23 protein-coding genes and 2 pseudogenes are annotated in these 19,504 nt (G+C 61.2%); 11 read left to right on the forward strand and 14 right to left on the reverse strand.

The genetic code is table 11. The features are described 5' to 3' along the window. The first annotated feature begins 64 nt into the window (after window positions 1-64). The 5 genes and pseudogenes from AC1MEK_RS03510 to AC1MEK_RS03530 form a co-directional block, all read left to right on the forward strand. The gene (locus AC1MEK_RS03510) at window positions 65-901 is read left to right on the forward strand and encodes an AraC family transcriptional regulator (protein ID WP_480394881.1); all 837 of its coding nucleotides are present in this window, start codon (window positions 65-67) and stop codon (window positions 899-901) included. A gap of 54 nt (window positions 902-955) precedes the next feature. After that, on the forward strand, window positions 956-1,567 hold the full coding sequence (locus tag AC1MEK_RS03515) for a LysE family translocator (protein ID WP_480394882.1): 612 nt from the start codon (window positions 956-958) through the stop codon (window positions 1,565-1,567). 56 nt (window positions 1,568-1,623) lie between these two features. Beyond that, on the forward strand, window positions 1,624-2,625 hold the full coding sequence (locus AC1MEK_RS03520; RefSeq protein ID WP_480394883.1) for a diaminopimelate epimerase: 1,002 nt from the start codon (window positions 1,624-1,626) through the stop codon (window positions 2,623-2,625). A 377-nt stretch (window positions 2,626-3,002) separates the two neighbouring features. Beyond that, window positions 3,003-3,680: pseudogene (locus AC1MEK_RS03525) on the forward strand (PAS domain-containing protein); the annotation flags it as partial. 99 nt (window positions 3,681-3,779) lie between these two features. Continuing rightward, window positions 3,780-4,217: pseudogene (locus tag AC1MEK_RS03530) on the forward strand (methyl-accepting chemotaxis protein); the annotation flags it as partial. A gap of 115 nt (window positions 4,218-4,332) precedes the next feature. Here AC1MEK_RS03530 and AC1MEK_RS03535 read toward each other — a convergent pair. The 10 genes from AC1MEK_RS03535 to AC1MEK_RS03580 all read right to left on the reverse strand — a co-directional run bounded on the left by AC1MEK_RS03535 (window position 4,333) and on the right by AC1MEK_RS03580 (window position 11,867). After that, window positions 4,333-4,770: a nucleoside deaminase gene (locus tag AC1MEK_RS03535; protein WP_480394884.1), complete on the reverse strand. Its 438-nt coding sequence runs from the start codon at window positions 4,768-4,770 to the stop codon at window positions 4,333-4,335. A gap of 78 nt (window positions 4,771-4,848) precedes the next feature. Further along, window positions 4,849-5,307 (reverse strand): hypothetical protein, encoded by a 459-nt coding sequence (locus AC1MEK_RS03540; protein ID WP_480395263.1) that lies wholly within the window; start codon window positions 5,305-5,307, stop codon window positions 4,849-4,851. A gap of 124 nt (window positions 5,308-5,431) precedes the next feature. Continuing rightward, window positions 5,432-5,980: a GNAT family N-acetyltransferase gene (locus tag AC1MEK_RS03545; protein WP_480394885.1), complete on the reverse strand. Its 549-nt coding sequence runs from the start codon at window positions 5,978-5,980 to the stop codon at window positions 5,432-5,434. 87 nt (window positions 5,981-6,067) lie between these two features. After that, entirely contained in the window at window positions 6,068-7,081 is a 1,014-nt protein-coding gene (locus tag AC1MEK_RS03550) for an ABC transporter substrate-binding protein (RefSeq protein ID WP_480394886.1), read from the reverse strand. Window positions 7,082-7,172: 91 nt separating this feature from the next. Further along, the gene (locus AC1MEK_RS03555; protein ID WP_480394887.1) at window positions 7,173-7,661 is read right to left on the reverse strand and encodes a sigma-70 family RNA polymerase sigma factor; all 489 of its coding nucleotides are present in this window, start codon (window positions 7,659-7,661) and stop codon (window positions 7,173-7,175) included. A gap of 220 nt (window positions 7,662-7,881) precedes the next feature. Further along, window positions 7,882-8,661, reverse strand: a complete 780-nt coding sequence (locus AC1MEK_RS03560) for a phosphate/phosphite/phosphonate ABC transporter substrate-binding protein (RefSeq protein ID WP_480394888.1) — start codon at window positions 8,659-8,661, stop codon at window positions 7,882-7,884. 15 nt (window positions 8,662-8,676) lie between these two features. Then, window positions 8,677-9,618, reverse strand: a complete 942-nt coding sequence (locus AC1MEK_RS03565) for a fatty acid desaturase (RefSeq protein WP_480394889.1) — start codon at window positions 9,616-9,618, stop codon at window positions 8,677-8,679. Between the two features lie 231 nt (window positions 9,619-9,849). After that, window positions 9,850-10,389: a peptide deformylase gene (gene def, locus AC1MEK_RS03570; RefSeq protein WP_480394890.1), complete on the reverse strand. Its 540-nt coding sequence runs from the start codon at window positions 10,387-10,389 to the stop codon at window positions 9,850-9,852. Between the two features lie 57 nt (window positions 10,390-10,446). Further along, on the reverse strand, window positions 10,447-11,433 hold the full coding sequence (locus AC1MEK_RS03575; RefSeq protein ID WP_480394891.1) for a YihY/virulence factor BrkB family protein: 987 nt from the start codon (window positions 11,431-11,433) through the stop codon (window positions 10,447-10,449). Between the two features lie 242 nt (window positions 11,434-11,675). After that, window positions 11,676-11,867 carry a CsbD family protein gene (locus AC1MEK_RS03580; RefSeq protein ID WP_108240081.1) on the reverse strand — a complete coding sequence of 64 codons (192 nt, stop codon included), beginning with the start codon at window positions 11,865-11,867 and terminating at the stop codon, window positions 11,676-11,678. 243 nt (window positions 11,868-12,110) lie between these two features. Here AC1MEK_RS03580 and AC1MEK_RS03585 point away from each other — a divergent pair, with 243 nt between their 5' ends. After that, window positions 12,111-12,491 (forward strand): hypothetical protein, encoded by a 381-nt coding sequence (locus AC1MEK_RS03585; protein WP_480394892.1) that lies wholly within the window; start codon window positions 12,111-12,113, stop codon window positions 12,489-12,491. A 116-nt stretch (window positions 12,492-12,607) separates the two neighbouring features. Here the strand turns inward: AC1MEK_RS03585 and AC1MEK_RS03590 are convergent, their stop codons facing one another. Next, window positions 12,608-13,012, reverse strand: coding sequence for a DUF2177 family protein (locus AC1MEK_RS03590; protein ID WP_480394893.1), 405 nt, complete (start codon window positions 13,010-13,012; stop codon window positions 12,608-12,610). A gap of 66 nt (window positions 13,013-13,078) precedes the next feature. Beyond that, the gene (locus AC1MEK_RS03595; protein ID WP_480394894.1) at window positions 13,079-13,924 is read right to left on the reverse strand and encodes a CvfB family protein; all 846 of its coding nucleotides are present in this window, start codon (window positions 13,922-13,924) and stop codon (window positions 13,079-13,081) included. 367 nt (window positions 13,925-14,291) lie between these two features. Here AC1MEK_RS03595 and AC1MEK_RS03600 point away from each other — a divergent pair, with 367 nt between their 5' ends. From AC1MEK_RS03600 to AC1MEK_RS03615, 4 genes are all read left to right on the forward strand, one after another. Next, window positions 14,292-14,471 carry a hypothetical protein gene (locus AC1MEK_RS03600; protein WP_480394895.1) on the forward strand — a complete coding sequence of 60 codons (180 nt, stop codon included), beginning with the start codon at window positions 14,292-14,294 and terminating at the stop codon, window positions 14,469-14,471. A gap of 182 nt (window positions 14,472-14,653) precedes the next feature. Continuing rightward, a complete protein-coding gene (locus AC1MEK_RS03605; protein WP_480394896.1) occupies window positions 14,654-15,139 on the forward strand; it encodes a hypothetical protein in 486 nt (161 codons plus the stop codon). 159 nt (window positions 15,140-15,298) lie between these two features. Continuing rightward, a complete protein-coding gene (locus AC1MEK_RS03610) occupies window positions 15,299-16,042 on the forward strand; it encodes a TorF family putative porin (protein WP_480394897.1) in 744 nt (247 codons plus the stop codon). A 63-nt stretch (window positions 16,043-16,105) separates the two neighbouring features. Continuing rightward, the gene (locus tag AC1MEK_RS03615) at window positions 16,106-16,978 is read left to right on the forward strand and encodes a DUF6279 family lipoprotein (RefSeq protein WP_480394898.1); all 873 of its coding nucleotides are present in this window, start codon (window positions 16,106-16,108) and stop codon (window positions 16,976-16,978) included. 113 nt (window positions 16,979-17,091) lie between these two features. On the opposite strand, the gene AC1MEK_RS03620 is transcribed toward AC1MEK_RS03615, so the two are convergent. Then, on the reverse strand, window positions 17,092-17,487 hold the full coding sequence (locus tag AC1MEK_RS03620; protein ID WP_480394899.1) for a transcriptional regulator: 396 nt from the start codon (window positions 17,485-17,487) through the stop codon (window positions 17,092-17,094). A 183-nt stretch (window positions 17,488-17,670) separates the two neighbouring features. On the opposite strand from AC1MEK_RS03620, the gene AC1MEK_RS03625 reads away from it, so the two are divergent. Beyond that, the gene (locus AC1MEK_RS03625; RefSeq protein ID WP_480394900.1) at window positions 17,671-17,946 is read left to right on the forward strand and encodes a hypothetical protein; all 276 of its coding nucleotides are present in this window, start codon (window positions 17,671-17,673) and stop codon (window positions 17,944-17,946) included. A gap of 180 nt (window positions 17,947-18,126) precedes the next feature. Here AC1MEK_RS03625 and AC1MEK_RS03630 read toward each other — a convergent pair whose 3' ends face one another. Then, window positions 18,127-19,467, reverse strand: coding sequence for a DEAD/DEAH box helicase (locus AC1MEK_RS03630; RefSeq protein ID WP_480394901.1), 1,341 nt, complete (start codon window positions 19,465-19,467; stop codon window positions 18,127-18,129). Window positions 19,468-19,504: the final 37 nt, after the last annotated feature.

The raw sequence follows: 19,504 nt of genomic DNA on the forward strand, positions 1-19,504 counted from the left end.
GGTGGTGTACACAAGCAGTCCGGCTTGCCGGCGACAGCGATCTCAAACCTTGAAAGGAACCCCCATGCCCGAACGCAACTGGATCGATCTCAAGCAGGACGCCTCGTCCGGCATCGAGACGATGCGCGCGCATTTCGAGGGGCATGCGTACGACCCACACTGGCACGACAGCTATCTGGTGGGCATCACCGAACAGGGCGTACAGCAGTTCAATTGCCGTCGTCAGCAGTACAACAGCACGCCCGGCAAGGTGTTTCTGCTCGACCCGGGCGATATCCACGACGGCCATGCCCCGGAAATCGGCGGTTTCACCTATCGCACGCTGTACCTGGACCCGCACTGGCTTGAGCGCGAGCTGCGGGCGCAGTTCGAGCAGGCGCCGGACAACGCGCAACTGAGCGTCGCCGTGACCCTGGCCGATGACCCGCGGCTGGCGATCGCCACCGCCAATGCCTTTGAAGCGGTGCACAGCGGCGAGTTGCGCATCGTGCGCCAGACCGCGCTGGATAATCTGCTGGCGAACCTGACCGGGCATCTGCACTGGCGCACGCGGATCAGCCCCGATCCACGCCTGCCGCTGGTGGCACAGCGGGCGCGGGATTTTCTGCACAGCCATTTGCATCAGGACATTGGCCTGGATGATCTGGCGCAGGCCACCGGCGTCGACCGTTTTCGCCTGAGCCGGGCGTTCAAGAGCGCCTTTGGCCTCGCACCCCACGCCTACCTGATCCAGTTGCGCCTGACCCGCGCCCGACGGCTGCTTGCGTGCGGCCAGACGCCGGTGGATGTCGCCGCAGCCTTGGGTTTTTCCGACCAGAGCCACTTGGGCCGCTGGTTCCAGCGTGCCTATCGCATGACACCTGCCGACTACCGCCGACGCTGCTCAAATCTTCCAGACTGACCGCCACCTGCGTCGCGATCATCCCCCCATGATCCGTTATCGCAGAGTGTCGCCATGCAAGTCCTCCAAAGCTTTCTGCCGTTTGTGCTGTTCGCCTTCGTCGCCTCCATCACCCCCGGCCCGACCAACATCCTGGTGCTGACCAACAGCTCTCGCCATGGCCTGATGCGTACCGTGCCCATCGTCATCGGCGCCTGCGCGGGCGCAGCGCTGCTGGTGTTGCTGGTGGGCACCGGCTTGGGCGATGCGCTGGCGCGGCACATGCAGGTGCAAACCGTGATGGCGTGGGTCGGCATCGGCTGGCTGACGTGGCTGGCCTGGCAGATTTTCAGCGCCCCGGCCCAGGCCATCGACCCGACAAGCAACGCCAGTGGTCCGAAACTGGGCCTGTGGGGCGCGGCCAGCCTGCAGCTGGTCAACCCCAAGACCTGGATGATGGCGCTTGCGGTAGTGAGCGTATTTGCCGGGCACGAAAGCGATCGGCTGGCGCGGGTGGCCTGGTTGTCGCTGGTGTTTTTCCTGGTGGCGATTCCGTGCATGAGTGCCTGGGCGTATCTGGGGGTGAGCGCGGCGAAGGTGTTTCGCACGGCGCACAGCATGCGGCGTTTCAATCAGGCGATGGCGGTGCTGTTGCTGGTGTCGGCGTGGGCGAGTCTGTTGGTTTGAACCGGCACCGGGCGGTGATTTAATGCAGGTTTTCTGACCCTGTCTGCGGATCCGCCATGGCCCCCTTTTACGATGCACGCGGCAATATCTACGCCGTGATTTCCCCTCAAGCGCTACGCGATCTGGGCGTGAATGTGCCCGAGTCTGCCGCGCAAGCTGCGCTAGTCCGCCATGCCTGGACAGCCCAGGCCGTCAGCGCAATCTGCGACTGGCCTGAAGGCCAGCGTCCGGCGGGCGCTAAATCCCACCGTTCGGACGGCATGCTGGTCGGTCCGTTTCAGGATGCCGCGCCGTTTGACGTGCTGATCGTCAACACCGACGGCACCCTGGCTGAACGCAGCGGCAACGGCCTGACGATTTTTGCCCAATCCCTGACCGACAGCGGCCGTGCGCCAGGCCAGGACGGCTTTACCCTGCGCGTTCACCACGACAACCGCGACAGCCAGAGCCCGGTGCCGACCGAGGTGGTGCCCGCCGTGGTCGATGCTGTCACGGGCTTCTGGCTGGACATCGGCACACCGGGCTTCGGCCCTGACGCGGTGGGCGCCCAGGATTCCGGCGTGGCCGACGCGCGTCTTGGAGAAGTGCCGGTCAACCGGGTCGCACGCCTGGCCGAGCTTCATCCTGAATGGCAGACCAGCGTGTTCGTGCGGGTGGGCAATCCGCATTGCGTGACGCTGGTGCCGGATGTCGACGCACTGCCCAGCTTCGAGCTACTGCACGAAACGCCGCTCAACGAAGCGCTGACGCAAATTGCTTTCGCTGCAGGCGAGTTCGGCAAGGGCGACCCCTGCCCCGCCGGCGTCAACCTGCAATGGGCCGCGAAAGCGGGCAACCAGCGCATCATGGCGCGGGTGTTCGAGCGCGGCGAAGGCCCGACCGCCTCTTCCGGCACCAGTGCCAGCGCCGTGGCCTCGGCGGCGTGGCTGGCCGGCTGGGTCAGCGCCGGCATGGTTGAAATCGTCATGCCCGGCGGTACGGCTCCCGTGCGCCTGGTCGAACGCGACGGCCGCTTGCAGCAGGTCCAGTTGTTCGGCGCCGCTCACCTGCAGCGCTGAGCAGACGCGGCTTGGGGCCATTTTTCGAGAATGACCTGGGCCGTTGGACGATTTTGCGAATATCCACGCAATTGGATATGAAAACGCCACTACCCGGATTGCATCCGCCAACCCCTTGTCTATGCTTCGAACATCCGCCACCGGCCAACCATTTCCGGGCCTGGGCGGGCATTGCAACAGCCTTCGGCACAGGGAAGGTCGACGCTCATATCAGCCCATCAAGGAAGACGGTCACTCCGGCCGCCCTTCATAATCGTTGAGGTAGGTGGCAGATGTTCAATTCACACCGCAAGGCCGTCGAAGCCGAGTTACAGGTATCCACTGCGGCGCTGTGCCAGTCCAGGGCCAAGCTTGCGGCCGTCGGCCGCTCGATGGCGATGATCGAGTTCACCCCCGAGGGCATCATTCTCGATGCCAACGAAAACTTCTGCCGCACCATGGGCTACGCGCCTGGCGAGCTGGTGGGCAAACATCACCGCATCTTCTGCGAAAAAGCCTTCTATGAAAGCGAAGCCTACGCAAAGCTGTGGCGCGATCTGGCGCGCGGCGAGCCGTTGTGCGGCACTTTCATGCGCCTGGACAAATCCGGCCGCGAGATCTGGCTGGAAGCCAGCTACATGCCGGTGTACGACAACGAAGGCCACGTGCAGAGCGTGATCAAGGTGGCTTCGGACATCACCGAGCGCGCCTACAAGGACCACGAAAACCAGAGCATGATCAACGCCATCGGCCGCTCCATGGCGGTGATCGAGTTTTCGCCGGATGGCCATGTGATCACCGCCAACGAGAACTTCCTGGCCACCATGCATTATTCGCTGGCCGAAGTGGTCGGCCAGCACCACAGCATGTTCTGCACCCGCGCGGAGGTGGAGTCGCCGCAGTACAAGGCGTTCTGGGCGTCGCTCAACCGCGGCGAGTACCACTCCCATCGCTTCGAGCGGGTCAACAAGCATGGCCAGTCGGTGTATCTGGAGGCCACCTACAACCCGCTGTTCGACGCCAAGGGCCGGCTGTACAAGGTGGTCAAGTTCGCCAGCGACATCACGGATCAGGTCACCATCCAGCGCTGCGCAGCCACCACCGCCCACGACACCTCGGTGCGCACCGATGCCTGTGCGCAGAAGGGTTCGAGCGTGGTGCAGCAGACGGTCGAGGTGATCGAACAGATTTCCTGCGACCTCAACGAAGCGGCGCGCAGCATCGATGCGGTGAACAAGCAGTCGGAAATCATCGCGACCATCGTCCAGACCATTCGCGGCATCGCCGACCAGACCAACCTGCTGGCGCTCAACGCCGCCATCGAAGCGGCACGCGCAGGCGAGCACGGCCGCGGTTTTGCCGTGGTGGCCGACGAGGTGCGAGGGCTGGCGGCGCGCACCAGCAAGGCGACAGTGGAGATCGTCGATGTGGTGCGCCAGAACAACGAACTGGCCCGAAGCGCGGTATCGAGTATGCAGTCGAGCCTGAGCCGCACCGGCACCGGGGTCGAGCTGGCCAATGAAGCGGGCGAGGTGATTCTGGAGATCCAGCAGGGCTCACGGCATGTGGTCGATGCGATCAGCCAGTTCAGCTCGACGCTGCAGCTGGAGTAGTAAATAGATTCCCCTGTAGGAGCGAATTTATTCGCGAAAGATTTGGCAGCCGATACATCTCTATCGCCTGACGGAATTTCGCGAATGAATTCGCTCCTACAGGTATCTGTACGACCTATTCGCCGATATCTTCATTCCACAACTCAGGCTTGTCAGCAATGAACTGCCTCATCAGGCCGACGCAGGTCGCGTTGTGCACCACATCCACCTGCACGCCCCGCGAACGCAGCAATTCCTCTTCGCCCATGAACGTCTGGTTCTCGCCGACGATGACCTTGCGAATGCCGTACAGCAGGATCGCGCCGCTGCACATCGCGCAGGGCGACAGCGTGGTGTAGAGCGTGGCCTCGCGGTACACACGGGCGGGCTGGCGTCCGGCATTCTCGAAGGCGTCCATCTCGCCGTGCTTGATCGCGCTGCCTTCCTGAACCCGGCGGTTGTGGCCGCGGCCGATGATCTTGCCGTCGTGCACGATCACCGAGCCGATCGGAATGCCGCCTTCGGCCAGGCCTTTCTGCGCCTCTTCGATGGCCGCCTGCATGAATGGGTCCATGGTTATCTCCCTAGCCGTCTGGTCCGATCGAAACGAGCCCGACTGAACGGGCTCGACGGACAAATTTTGTTACAGCGGCTAAGGTTTGGCTTTTTTCAGGGCGTTGTCCAGCGACGTCGACACATAAACCTCAAGCAATTTGCTGGAACGGGCTTTCATGTCCATCCCGACATCGCGCTGCTTGTCGCGGAATTTCTTGGCGATCTCCGGTGGCGGGTCGCCGACATCCAGCGCGGTGAGCTCTTCGGGCGTGAAGGACGCCGCGTAAGCTGCGGCCAGATTGCGGTCCCACTCCTCTTGATACTGCGGCTGCAGGTACTGCAATTCGTCCTGGACGATCTCCTGGGCCTTGGTGCGCCCGACCGTCTCGACAATGGTGGCGAAGGTCGGCGTGCGCGAGGCCACCTGATAGCCCAGCCAGCCCAGGCTCTCGCCCAGGTGCCGGTCCTGCACGAACGCCAGCGCGCTGGGCGGCACCGGCGCACCCTCCCCGGCCAGCACCACACCCGGCGCGTCGAGCAACAGCCCCAATACCATCCCGTAAAAAATCGTCAACGCAGTCGATCTGCTATATCCCATGTCCTCTCCCCGGCGACTTTTATCGGTGTGATCAACGCAGTGACTGCAGGGTGAAACTAGCAGCTGAACAACGGTTTTCCAGTCAGTCCTCGCGCTTGGGCCGTGATGACCACTGCTGGGCGTTCATGCGGTAGATCCTCACGCCATGGCGGTGATACTGGCTGTGGATGAAGCCGCTGAAGCCCAGTTTCTGGATGACCTTGACCGAGGCCACATTGGCCGGCTCGACGATGGCGATCAGCGAATCGAGCCTGAGTTTGTCGAACCCATGATTCAGCGCACTGCGCGCCGCTTCAGTGCCCAGCCCCTTGCCCCAGAACGCGGGCGCCAGCCGGTAACCGATTTCGACTTCGTCGGCGTCATCCACGCGCTCGGCATTCAGACCGCAGAATCCGGCCAAGGTTGAAGAGGATTTATCCTCCACCGCCCACGGCCCGAAACCGTGGACGCTGTAGGACGTGCGGCACCAGTCGATGAACTCGCCGGTGGCCTGTTCGGTCATCACGCCGCGCACCGAATGGCGCATGACCTGGGCATCGCCCAGAATCCGCGCCAGGGCCGGTGTGTCATCAGGAGTGAGTTCGCGCAGGATCAGGCGGGACGTGGCGAGCGGAGGTTTTGGCGTGTTCATGATGGCGAGTCTCACGGGTGGATCGATGACCACCCATGAGCATGGCGCAGGGTTGCAGGGGTTGCCAGTGCAGCCGGCAAACATATCCTACAACGCGGCAGTCACTTTCTTCGCCACCTCCGCCGGCACCCACGGCGTCCAGATTTCCGGGTGATCCTTGAGGAACGACTTGGCCACGGCATCCGGTTCCAGGCGTTTCTCGCTCATCTCACCCAAGGTCTTGTTCAACTGATCGATCGGCAGATCGACCTTCTTGAAGAAGGTGACCAGGTCGGGATATTGCTTGGCGAACGGGTCGGAAACGCCGATCGCCAGGTGCGCGGCCAGCGAGCTCGATCCGATCGGATTGGGGTTGCTGGCGTCGGACAGGGTTTTCCACGCAGCCTCGTTGAACGGCGGTTCTTCCAGCTTGATCAGCTTGAAACGCCCCAGCAGCGGGGTCGGCGACCAGTAGTAGAACAGCACCGGCTTGCCCCGGCGAATCGAGGCGGCAATCTCGGCATCCAGCGCCGCGCCGGAGCCGGTGCGGAAGTTCACGTAGCTGTCGTTGAGCTTGTAGGCCTTGAGCTTTTGCGTGTTGACGATTTCCGAAGTCCAGCCGGTCGGGCTGTTGAGGAAACGGCCTTTGTCGGGGGATTCCGGGTCCTTGAACACGTCCTTGTACCTGGGCAGGTCGGCCACCGATTTCAGGTCCGGTGCCAGTGGCTTGATGCCGTGCTCCGCGTCGCCCTTGATCACGTACTCGGGCACCCACCAGCCTTCGGTCGCGCCCTTGACGATGTCGCCCAGGCCATGGACCTTGCCTTCAGCCTCAGCCTTGACCCACGCGGGGCTGCGCCCGGCCCATTCCTCGCCGATCACCTGAATGTCGTTCTTGGCCAGCGCGGCCTCGAGGCTCACCGTGCTGCCCGGCAGCTTGTCGGTGGGGTAGCCGTAGCCCTTCTCGACGATGGTGCGCAGGATCTCGGTGATCAGGCTGCCGCTTTCCCAGGTAATGTCGCCGAAGTGGATCGGTGCGGCTTTTTCCGCGCCGTACGCTGAATGCGCCAGTACAGAGAGCGCCAGGAACGATCCGCCCAGCCATTTCTTGATTGATGTCATTTGCTTCTCTCGTGGATGTCGCTCGTGATGAGGCTCTAGTAGGGGAACGGCTGTGTTGGGTTTAGCACAGCACCGGTTTCATTCCAGCGTTTCATTCCAGACCTGCGCGCAGGCAACAGGTTTCAGCTTTGTGCATGTAAACGCTGACCGAACGCATGGAGATGCCCAGATGTTCGGCGATTTCGGGGTAGGTCAGGCCATCGCCTCGGGCGAGTACGAATGCGCTTTTGACCTTGGCGGGCAGGCGATTGAGGCGCTGGTCGATGCGGGCCAGGCTTTGCAGGGTTGCGGCCAGATCCTCTGGAGAATCGGCGTGTTCGGCGTCATCTGCCGCCAGGCCTTGCAGGTAATCACGCTCCAGATCGCGGCGCCGCCAGCGCTGATAAATCAGACGCCGGGCGATGGTGATCAACAGCGCCCGAGGTTCGCGAATCGGCACCACGTTGGGGGATGCCAGCAATTGAAGGAAGGTTTCACTGGCGATGTCTTCGGCGCTGTCATCGCCGTCAAGACGGCTCAAGCGCGCGCACAACCATCGGTAATGGAGCTGGAACAGCTCTGCGGATTCGGCGCCGGACATGAAAACTTCCCCTTGGGCATGGATGGTGGTGCTGTCCGGTGTTCCGGTGGCGTCATCCTAGCAAGGAGTTTTTATTCTTAAAAAATATCGTTTTACGATTTTTATAGATCAAAAAAGAATATTTAACACACCATCCGTAGCAGCACGGCTTGCCGGCGGGGCGGTGTGTCAGCCGACATCTTCGTCGCAGACCTATCGCTCCCGCCGGCAAGCCGGACTGCTACGGGAGGTCGAATCCAAGATCGCGGGCTTCACGCTGATATTGCAAAAGCACTTCATATTCCGCTTCGTTCGCCGGCAACACTTCGTCGATCGCCAAAACATCGGCCATCCCGGGCATCTCCCTCAGCGCCTGATTCATCGCCCGCCGAATCCCCTCCCCATCCGCCCCCAACCGCGTGATATACGGCAGACACGGCCCCGACGCCGTGCGGCCAATCACCGTCAACCCGCTCACCTCTTCACTGGCATCGCGCGCCAGATAATCGAAGGTCACGCTGTCGATGGCCGCCAGATCGCCCTGGCCTGCCTTGATCGCAGCCAGGCTGTTGCGATGCCCGCCGGTCACCGAGACCCTGTCGAAGAACCGGCCATCCTGTTGCAGCGGCGCCAGCGCATGGCGAAACAGGTTCATCCCCGAATTGGAATCCGTGCCGTTGATCAAGCCATGACTGCCGCGAAAATCCGCCAGTTGCTGACGCGGGTCGTCGATGCGGGCCACCAGCAGGCTGCAATGAACGCCATCGGCACTGTGAGGCAAGCGATAGGCCGGCCGCCCGACCACTTGCACCTGCCCGCGCAATACAGTCATCAGCGGGTAACCGCAGGTCTGGCTCAGCAGCAGTTGCGGTGAGCGCCAACGCTGATGCAAATCTGGCGCATCGGCGTCCAGCCGTTCAGCGCCGAGAATGTCGAACACCCGCACGAGCCAGCGCTGCTGAGCTTCACCTACGCGCTCAGGCGCGACATACATCGATAAATCGGCGAGACCCTGGAGCATATTCAGACACCGGCGCTAGACGTGAGGGTGTTGCGGGCTGTCCACAGGCTTGAAGCTGTGGCGGCGAAACAGTTCAGCATACCCGGGCAGCAGAAAACCACCGCTGCGTGCCAGCCACTGCTCCCGCCGAGCGCGGTACACCGCCGGAATGTGATACCAGGCAAGACCCGGCAAGTCGTGGTGCACCAGGTGCAGATTAAGGTTCAGGAACAGCCAGCGCCACGGCCAGCCCGCTTCGTTGATCACCGTGCGCTGCTGCGGTTGCGCGTGGGGGCGGTGCTCGTAGTAGGAGCGAACCATCGAAATCGCCAGCGCAGGAATGCTGATCAGCAGCAGGTAATGCCAGCCCGACAACACACTCACGCGCTCGATGAAGCTGAACATCAGCAGCAGGAAAAAGCCGTGGGTCGACCACATGAACCAGGCCTTGTCCTCGCCGCGGATCAGGCGCATGGACTCCTCGGCGATCAAGCTGCCCAGCGCCAACGGCACACCGAACAGCAGACGCCCGGGCGGCGTCTTGTCGAGCCAGCGCAGCAGGCGCATCACAGGCCCCGTGTTCTTCCAGCGGGATTGGCTGAGGTAACGGCTTTCCGGGTCAAGGCCCGGAACGGTAAGGTCTTCGTCACGATGGTGCTGCATGTGGGTGTCGCGATACAGCGTGTAGGGATACCAGACCGCGAACGGCGCATAGCCCAGCACCTTGTTCAGCCACGGCCAGCGGGTCGGATGGCCGTGGAGCAGTTCGTGCTGCAGCGACATCCACAGCACCAGCAGCGGGATCATCAGCGCGGTGGTCGGCCAGACGCCCAGATGCGGACTGAACAGCAACAACCCGGGCCAGGCGAGGTAGACGCCGAGCAGCAACAGCCAGGTCGGCCACTCAGTACGGCCGGTGAATGATCCGCGCAGGCGGTCGATGTCTGCGCGCTGGGCGTCGTCGAGGTAGTTGGGCATTGCCGCTCCTGCACATGGCTGATGCTCTTATGTGCAGCGACGGCGGAAAATCCTGTAGACCGATTGGTTATCGTGACCAAACCAAATGTGAACTCAGACCCCGTGGGAGCCGGCTTGCTGGCGAATGGGAGTGTCAGACGGTGCATCTTTGAATGACACCGGGCTTTCGCCAGCAAGCCGGCTCCCACGGCCTTCGGCCAGAATCAAAAGCGACGGAGCAACTGCGCGGACTCAATCATCCGCATTGGGGTCCATGTCCGGGAACAGCACCTCGGTGAAACCGAAGCGGCTGAAATCGGTAATGCGTGACGGGTACAAACGGCCGATCAGGTGGTCGCACTCGTGCTGCACCACTCGCGCGTGAAAGCCCCGGGCCACGCGCTGGATCGGCTTGCCGTCAGGGTCGAAACCTTCGTAGCGAATGTGCTCGTAACGATCAACCACGCCGCGCAGGCCGGGCACCGAAAGGCAGCCTTCCCAACCTTCTTCCAGGGTCTGTTCCAGGGGTGTGATCAGCGGATTGAGGAGGATGGTCTGCGGTACGGCTTCGGCGTCCGGATAGCGCTCGCTGCGCTCGAAACCGAAGATCACCAGTTGCAGGTCGACACCGATCTGCGGCGCGGCCAGCCCGACGCCGCCGACACTGCGCATGGTCTCGAACATGTCGTCGATCAGGGTCTTGAGTTCCTGGGAGCCGAACATCGACTGCGGCACGGGCGGAGCGATGCGCAGCAGGCGCTCGTCGCCCATTTTCAGAATTTCACGGATCATGGGGAAACCTTGTCAGTGGGCGGATGCGCCTTTACGACACATCCTGCCACAAACCGCTCAGCGCTTGTCGGCGCCCAACACCGGATCAGGTTGCAGATCGTCGTGATCGTGAGAGTGATCGCGCCCCAGCCCCGAGACGTGCTGTTTGTTATAGGTCGCGTCGACCCCACCGTCACCGGCGACCTTCTCGCCCTTGGCCTTGCCTTCCTCGGACATGTGCTCGATCACCGCATTGAGCTCGGCACCGAACAACAGCACCGCCGCCGAAATGTAGAAGTACAGCAGCAGCACGATGATCGCGCCGATGCTGCCGTACATGGCGTTGTAGTCGGCGAACGTCTTGACGTAGTAGGCAAAGCCCAGCGACGCCGCGATCCACACCACCACCGCCAGCACCGAGCCGGGCGTGATGAAGCGGAAGGTCTGTTTCACGTCCGGCATGACGTAGTACATGATCGCCACGGCCACCATCAGCAGGATGATGATCACCGGCCAGCGCAGGATGGTCCACAGGGTGACGATGAAGTCCTCGATGCCGATCTGTGACGCCAGCCAGCTCATCACCTGAGGCCCCAGGACCATGAGCGCGGCGGCGGCCAGCAACATACCGGCGATGCCGATGGTGTACAGCACCGACAGCGGAATGCGCTTCCACACCGGGCGCTCTTCGACCACGTCATAGGCGGCGTTCATGGCGCTCATCATCAGGCGCACGCCGGCCGAAGCGGTCCACAGCGCGATCACGATGCCGATGGATAGCAAACCGCCCTTGGACTGCTGCAACTGGTCGATGACCGGGTTGACCTGATCCAGCGCCTGGGCCGGCAGAATCAACTCGGACTGCATGCGCATCCAGCTGAAGAAATCGGGAAGGTGCAGAAAACCGATCAGGGCGATCAGGAACAGCAGGAAGGGAAACAGCGAAAACAGCATCTGGTAAGCCAGCGCCGAGGCGTAGGTCGACATCTCGTCATCGAGGAACTCTTTGACCGTTCTGACCAGCACCGTCGTCAGACGTAACTGGCGCAAATCCGGGAATATCATGGCGTCTCCTTTCGCGACGTAGACGTATCTGAAACACATTCACCTATACGAGCGGGCAAACGCTTTGAAATTCCGTGCGCCCGCCTTTACGGGGCGGCTTTTTACATTGAGTTAAGCACTTTTGCCATGTATGAAACGTTTCAGAACATCTGCCAGCGGACGCAATGGCGGCCATCCATGGATGGCCGCCAGAGTTGCCTCGTATATTCGCTCAAGGTTTTCACACCCAAGCGCGCAGGCCGTCAGGCCTTGTCGACGCCTTTTTTGACAGCGTCCTTGGTCTTGCCGACTGCTTGTTGCGCTTCACCCTTGAGTTCCTGCGCCTTGCCTTCTGCGCGCAGTTTGTCGTTATCCGTTGCCTTGCCAACGCCTTGCTTGACGTTGCCCACTGCTTCGTTGGCCATGCCTTTGACTTTATCGGTGGTGCTGCTCATGAGCGTTCTCCCGGGGTAAGAATCAGGTGTCATAACCTCGACGCAACGGTTGACTCGCCCTCTTCGCGCAGAGTTTCAACTATTTTCCCGAGCGGCCCTGGCGCAGATGTAACGACGCTTTTCATCAGTGACCCGATGTTTTGACTTTATGTTTGCCCCACAACCCCGGAGAATGCGCGGCCGAGCCGACCTGCGCCTATGCTGCAGCCTCAGGTTCACGAAACATCAGATCCCGGGACATTTATGAAACTCGACAAACAGCAGGCCATCGCGCGCCGTAACGAACAACTGGGCGGCGCCGTGCTGGGCACCAACAACACCCATTTCGCGGTACTGGACCACAAGCGCAACATCTGGTGGTTCGACCTGCCCGTGAGCCGCCTGGCGGTCGGCCAGTACGAATGGCTGCACCTGCTGCTGCACACACCGAGCACCGATGAGCTGATTCACCTGAAAGTGACCACCAAGTTCCTGCGCGAGAACAAGGACGGCGTGGTGATCCGCAACGAAGGCAAGCGCAAGTCGACGGTTAGCCTTGAGTTGTCGGCCGATCGCGATTCGTATCTCAAGGACATGCGGCCCAATGGCTCGAATCTGAGTTTTGCGGGGTTTGTGCAGAAGTAATTGAGGCTGGACGTAGCCCTGTAGGAGCGAATTCATTCGCGAAAGATGTGTCAGGCGATGAGAATTCAGCGTATGTACCACCGCATCGCGAATGAATTCGCTCCTACAGTGATCACCTAACGCTTGAATCTGCGTGCAGCCAGATACCCCACCGCCCCCGCCACGCCCGACGCGAACGTCCCCCACGCCCAGTCGATCAACGACAGCTGCGCAGGCCAGCCACTGAGCGTCGCCCAGTTGGTCAGGTCATAAGTCCCGTAGGCCATCACACCCAGCAGCGCGCTATAGCCCGCAGCATGCTTGATGCTCGAGGCGCGCACGCCCGGCAGTACGCCGATCAGCACGATGCCAAAGCTGTAGAGCAAGTAGAACAGAACGGCAGGCAGCATCACCGGCTGCCCGAGCATCAGCGGCCCGAGCCACTGGCGATAGGTCGGCGCCATCAGCACACCCAGCCAAAGCCCGTCGAGCAGCAGGAAAGCCACGAGCACGGTCAGCCAGGCACAGAAGAAGCGTTTCATGAGAACCCCGGATCAGCCATTGCAACGCACCGGCTGGCGCGCTCAATGGCTGTGACCCGGTGAGTGTCAGACGAGTTCGATGCGATCGGCGTGAATCACGATCTGGCCTTGCTTGTACAACGCACCAATCGCCTTCTTGAAGTTGCCCTTGCTGACACCGAACAAGTCGCTGATCAGCGCTGGATCGCTCTTGTCACTGACGGCCAGCACGCCATTGTTGGCGCGCAACTTGTCGAGGATCTGCGCACTGAGTCCAGTGGCCAGTTGTGCACCCACCGGTTGCAGGCTCAGGCTGATCTTGCCGTCGCTGCGCACTTCCTTGATGTAGCCTTTTTCCTGTTTGCCGGAGCGCAGGAACTTGAACACTTCATTCTTGTGGATCAGGCCCCAATGTTTGTTGTTGATGATGGCCTTGAAACCCATGGCGGTTTCTTCCACCACCAGCAGGTTCACTTCCTGGCCCGTGCTGTAGTTGGCAGGTGTGCGGTCCAGATAGCGGTCAAGGCGCGTGGTCGCGGTGATGCGCCGCGACTTGTCGAGGTACACGTGCACCACGCAATAGTCACCGGCCTTGAGCGGGCGCTTTTCTTCGGAATACGGCAGCAGCAGGTCCTTGGACAAGCCCCAGTCGAGGAAGATACCGATGCTGTTGACTTCCACCACTTTGAGGCTGGCGAATTCACCGACTTGAACTTTCGGTTTTTCGGTCGTGGCGATCATCTTGTCTTCGCTGTCCAGATAAACGAAGACATTGACCCACTCTTCATCTTCGCCGGAAAACTCGCCCGCAAGTTCTTTGGGCACATACCGATTGGGCAGCAGTATTTCACCATCTTGCCCACCATCAAGATACAAACCGAAGTTGGTCTGTTTCACCACTTGCAAACTGTTGTAACGCCCGACTAAAGCCATGTCCAGATACCCTCATAACGTGGACGGCATTCTACCCGAGTTTGGCTGCACATTCGCGGCCCTGCGAAGCGCCTCATCGACGCAGGCTGGAAGCCTTGAAAATCAAGGCATTGGCCTGGCGGGGCAGCTCGGAGGCCCGGCGTTTCGGGCCATTCGTCAGGTTCAGCGTCGATAATGGCGGCCGAAGCTCGTCGCAGAAAATCGTCAAGCTGGCAATTAAAACAGTCAGTTAGCTGATTGTTTCGCGAAATGAATGGCGTCGCGAAAGTTCATCGCCGCGCTGTCAAGGGCATATTCACCGGGCAATTTTTCCCCCAATGCGATAAGATGGTCGGCCGTATTAATTTTATATAGGTTAATTACAGCCATGCGCGTCAAAGCCTCCCAGTCCAAAGCCAAGCCTGCTCCTGCCGTCGAGACCAGCGAATCGATCAACGCGCAGATCGCCGCCTTCCTGAAATCCGGCGGTGAAATCCAGCAGATCGCCAAAGGCGTCAGCGGCCAGACCCAGGCCCCTTCGAAGCACATCTCCCTCGGTAAAAAGTAAATCTTTCCCCGCCTGCGCGGTCGACATCCAGGCGCTTTGATTGCAAGGCGCCAGGTCCATCGCCCTGTTGTTCCGAAAAAGCTCTGCTTTACTGTGTCGTCATGACCCGTTCGTCCCGAACTGATCAAAGGCGTGCAGACTGGACGATGCCCTGATAACAGACATCTTCGCGGAACCCCGATATGAAAAAATGGATGTTTCTCGGCGCCCTGCTCTGCGCGGGCCTGGGTGGTTGTGCGACACACGGCTGCGACACCAATACGGTGGGCAGCAGCTGCCGGACGGACTATCTGCTCTATCAGAACGACATGCTCCAGGCGAAATGGATCATCAACGAGCGCCGCCAGGAGAGCTACGAACTGGCTAACGCGCTGCTGACCCGCGCCGCCCGTGCGGACAAGACCGGTGAAGCCGAGTTTTACCAGGCCGTGCTGCTGTTGCGCCTCAATGCCTCGGGCTCGCAAGTCCACGACATGCTGCAGGATTCAGCGGACCGCAAGTACCCGCTGTCGATCGCACTGCTCGCGCAGCTGTCGGCCACAGTGGATGAAGAAAAGGCCCACAAGTACCGCATTCAATACGACGAGCTGGATGTCGCCAAGAGCGGCTACCCCTCCTTCGCCCAGGCGCTGGTGGTGGTGAACAAGCTGATTGCCCAGAACAACTGATCGCGAAGTTCAATTTTTCTGCGACGAATCGACCAGCGGTCGAATCATCGCGGCATTCATCGGTATGCTTGCGAGGCTCTAGCTCGCGGCTTGTATCGCGCCATTGGCGTGCGATATGACGCCTTCGATCCACTCCTTTGACACTGACTGGAGTGAAGCATGCCCCATGCTCGCCTTTTCAATCGCCAGGCCGGCGCGCTCTTCACCTGCGCCTTGCTGATGCACCACAACGCCAGCGCCCAGGTCATGGAGCGGGAACTGGGCGATTTCAGCCTCAAGCTCGGCACCACCCCCAGCCGCAGCATGGCTCAGGGCCTGGTGACGCCCAGTGCGAGTGACTCGGCGTTTCACGGCGGCCTGGACCTGACCCACGACAGCGGCTTCTACTTCGGCCAATGGTCGCCCAGCGCGGGCCTTGCGCCGGACACCACGCTGGAAGTCGACTCGTATCTGGGCTTCAAGAAGCCGTTCGACAAGACCCTCGGCTATGAGCTGGGCATCATTCGCTACAGCTACCCCAACACCTCACAGATCGATAGCCACGAGCTGTACGCCGGCTTTCGCATCTTCGACAGCCGCATCGGCACCGCCTTCAGCGCCGACGCCGGGCGCCAGGACAGCACGCTGTTTCTGGATCTGGGCGGCATCGTGCCGTTGGGCCTGGACATGCGCGTGCAGTACGGCAATCACCAGCTCGACACCCCAACCCTGACCGACAGCGGCGCCATGGTCAGCGCCTACAACGACTGGTCATTCAACGTCTCGCGGCCCTGGCTGGGCATGGACATGAACCTGATGTACAGCGGCTCGAGCCTGACCGGCGCGGACTGCTCGGCCTACAGCGGGCACAACGCCCAATGTGAAAGCACCGTGACTCTCAAGGTGGTGCGTTCATTCTTCTGACGGGCTGAACCGCCATCGCCTGACCTGCTCTATAACTGGGAGACGAACCGGCAAGGAGCTGTCATGCACATTATGTTCAAGACCTGCATTTCGTTGTGGCTGGGCCTGATGCTGCTGGCGGGCTGCAGCCAGATTGGTCTGACGTACCGGCATCTGGACCTGATCATTCCATGGTCGCTCAACGACTACCTGGACATGAACGCCACGCAAAAGGACTGGCTCGACGAACGCCTCAAGGAGCACCTGAGCTGGCACTGCACTACGCAGATTCCCGGCTATTTGACCTGGCTCGATCGTCTGGAGGGCATGGTCCAGACCAATCAAGTCAACGAAACTCAACTTAAGGCGCGCACCGCCGAAGCCCGCCAGGCCATCGCCACCATTTCCCGGGAAATCACGCCTTCAGCGGTCGAGCTGTTGCGCCAGCTCAACGATCAGCAAGTGACGGAAATGCAAACGGCGTTTGCCAAGGACCTGCGCAAGCACGAAGACGAATACGTGGACCAGCCGCTGGACCGGCAGATCGCCGACCGCGCGCAACGCATGGAGAAAAGGCTGAATCCGTGGATTGGCAAGCTCAGCGCGGTGCAGCGTGGCCGGGTGATGCAGTGGTCGACGTCATTGGGTGAACAGAATCGTGTGTGGATCGACAACCGCGCGCACTGGCAGTCGTTGCTGGTCAGCGCCGTCCAGCAGCGCCAGGCGCCTGATTTCGATCAGAAAATCGCCAGATTGCTGCAGGACCGCGAAACGTTCTGGACCCCGGAATACCGCGCGGCGTACGACCACACGGAACAGGCGGCGATCTCCCTGATCAGCGACCTGATGGCGCAAAGTTCACCCGAGCAGCGGCAGAAGCTGATGGCGAAAATTGCCGACGTGCGGGAGGACTTCACCAACCTGAGTTGCCTCAAGGGCGCGAACAAAACGTCGTAACGCCACAGCCCCGTAGCAGCACGGCTTGCCGGCGGGGCGTTCTGTCAGTCGACATCTTCGTCACAGATACACCGCCCCGCCGGCAAGCCGTGCTGCTACGGGATCGAGTTGAATTAGGCCACCTGCGCCTTGGACGACACCTCATCGAAAGTGTCCGGATCCAGCGCATCGGCCTGCTCGTCGAGCACCTGGCGCGGGTGGTCGTTGCCGGGGATGCTGCTGTCGATCATCGCCAGCAGGCTCGAACCACGCGGAGTGAGGACGAAGTTCTCGCCATTGCCGCCCTCTTCTTCCGGCCGCGATTCGATGAAACCGCGTTTGAACAGCAAGGCCTCGAGGTCGGCGGCGCGCATTTTCAGCGCGTCCAGATCCCCTGTACTTTCGCCTTCGGCCGCCTTGGCAGCAGCGTGCTCCTCGGCGTACTTGCGCGGGGCAAACGGCTTGTCGGCGCTGTTTTGCACTTCATGCAGCAGACGTTCGATCAAATCCCAGTCGTATTTGTCAGACATATCCAACCTCCAGGAGCAGGGATGAAAACCCGTGACGTCTGGCCATCGGGCTTGGTGCTCTAGAGGTGTGACCGGGTGCGTCGCCCGCCGTTCAGCCCGCTGGCCCAGCGGTCGAAACCCTGAACTTTCCCCGTTATCTCGACCTCCACTGAGGTAAGCCCGCACTGGATAACGAGGCCAGTCATGAAAACCCTGATGAGCATCACTGCAGCACTGACGCTGCTGGTCGCCACGCCACTTTGGGCTTGTACGCCCGAAGAAGCGCAAGCCAAGCGTGAGCAGCTGGCGCAGGAAGTCGAAAAGCTGACCCAGCAGAACCCGGCCAAAGCCAAGGAAATGAATCAGGAGCTCAAGGACATGCAACTGGAAACCGCGTCCAAGGATTTACCGGACAAGTGCCAGTTGATCGATCAGCGGTTGAAGGAGATGGATGAAGCGGCGAAAAAAGCAGACGGCTGATAGAGATATACGGCCATTCGGTGACACTGATTTCTATGTGGGAGTGAGCTTGCTCACGAAGCGGCTCTGACATCAAACACATTCCTGGTGCCTGGCAGTCTGCCTTCGTGAGCAAGCTCACTCCCACAGAGATCATTGGCGATACCCGGAGGTCCAGGCTTCGCCAAGTATCAAGTTGGATTATTCAGAAACCGGCGGACGGGTCACGCGCTTTTTCAGCGGCGCCATGCCGTCCTGACTCACCAGCGACTCGGCCTTCGGACGGTTCACGGTCTTGCGCTTGGTCGGCGCCTTGGCCAGGGCTTTTTTCTTGTCAGTCTTGCCGTCAGTTTTTTTCTTCTTGGTGCCCGCCGCCTTGCCGGACGCCTTGACCTTCTTCGGCCCGGTATAGCTGCCTTTGACTTCCTTGATGGTGCGGCGCTCGAACTTCTGCTTCAGGTAGCGCTCGATGCTTGACATCAGGTTCCAGTCGCCGTGGGTGATCAGCGAGATAGCCAGGCCCTCGGCGCCCGCGCGGCCAGTACGGCCGATGCGGTGCACGTAGTCGTCGCCGGTGCGCGGCATGTCGAAGTTGATGACCATGTCCAGGCCTTCGACGTCCAGACCACGGGCCGCGACGTCGGTGGCCACCAGAATCTTCACCGCGCCCTGCTTCAGGCGGTCGATGGCCAGCTTGCGGTCTTTCTGATCCTTCTCACCGTGCAGCACGAAGGTCTTGTATTCCAGGGCCACCAGACGGCCATAGATGCGGTCTGCCAGGGCGCGGGTGTTGGTGAAGATGATCGCCTTCTGGTAGGTCTCGTTGGCCAGCAGCCAGTGCAGGATCTGCTCCTTGTGCACGTTGTGGTCAGCCGTGATGATCTGCTGACGGGTGCCTTCGGCCAGTTCGCTGACGTTGTTGACCTGCAGATGCTGCGGGTCTTTCAGTACCTTGGCGATCATCTCGCGCAGGCCCGAACCGCCGGTGGTGGCGGAGAACAGCATGGTCTGCTGACGGTTGGCGCACTCATTGGCCAGGCGCTCGACGTCTTCGGCAAAGCCCATGTCCAGCATGCGGTCGGCTTCGTCCAGCACCAGCAGCTCGACCTGCTTGAGGTCCAGGTTGCCCGCGTTCAACTGCTCCAGCAGGCGGCCCGGCGTGCCGATCAGGATGTCCGGCACCTTGCGCAGCATGGCGGCCTGGACCTTGAAGTCCTCGCCACCGGTGATCAGGCCGGCCTTGATGAAGGTGAACTGCGAGAAGCGCTCGACTTCCTTCAGGGTCTGCTGGGCCAGCTCGCGGGTCGGCAGCAGGATCAGCGCGCGGATGTCGACGCGCACCTTGGCCGGGCCGATCAGGCGGTTGAGCATCGGCAGGACGAAGGCGGCGGTCTTGCCGCTGCCGGTCTGGGCGGTCACCCGCAGGTCGCGTCCTTCCAAAGCCAGCGGAATGGCTGCCGTTTGCACAGGCGTAGGCTCGACGAAATTGAGTTCGGCCACGGCTTTGAGCAGGCGTTCGTGCAGGGCGAATTGGGAGAACACGGGTGTACCTCGGCGGAATGCGAAAAAAACAGTCGCA

Source organism: Pseudomonas sp. 2 (genome assembly GCF_056627435.1).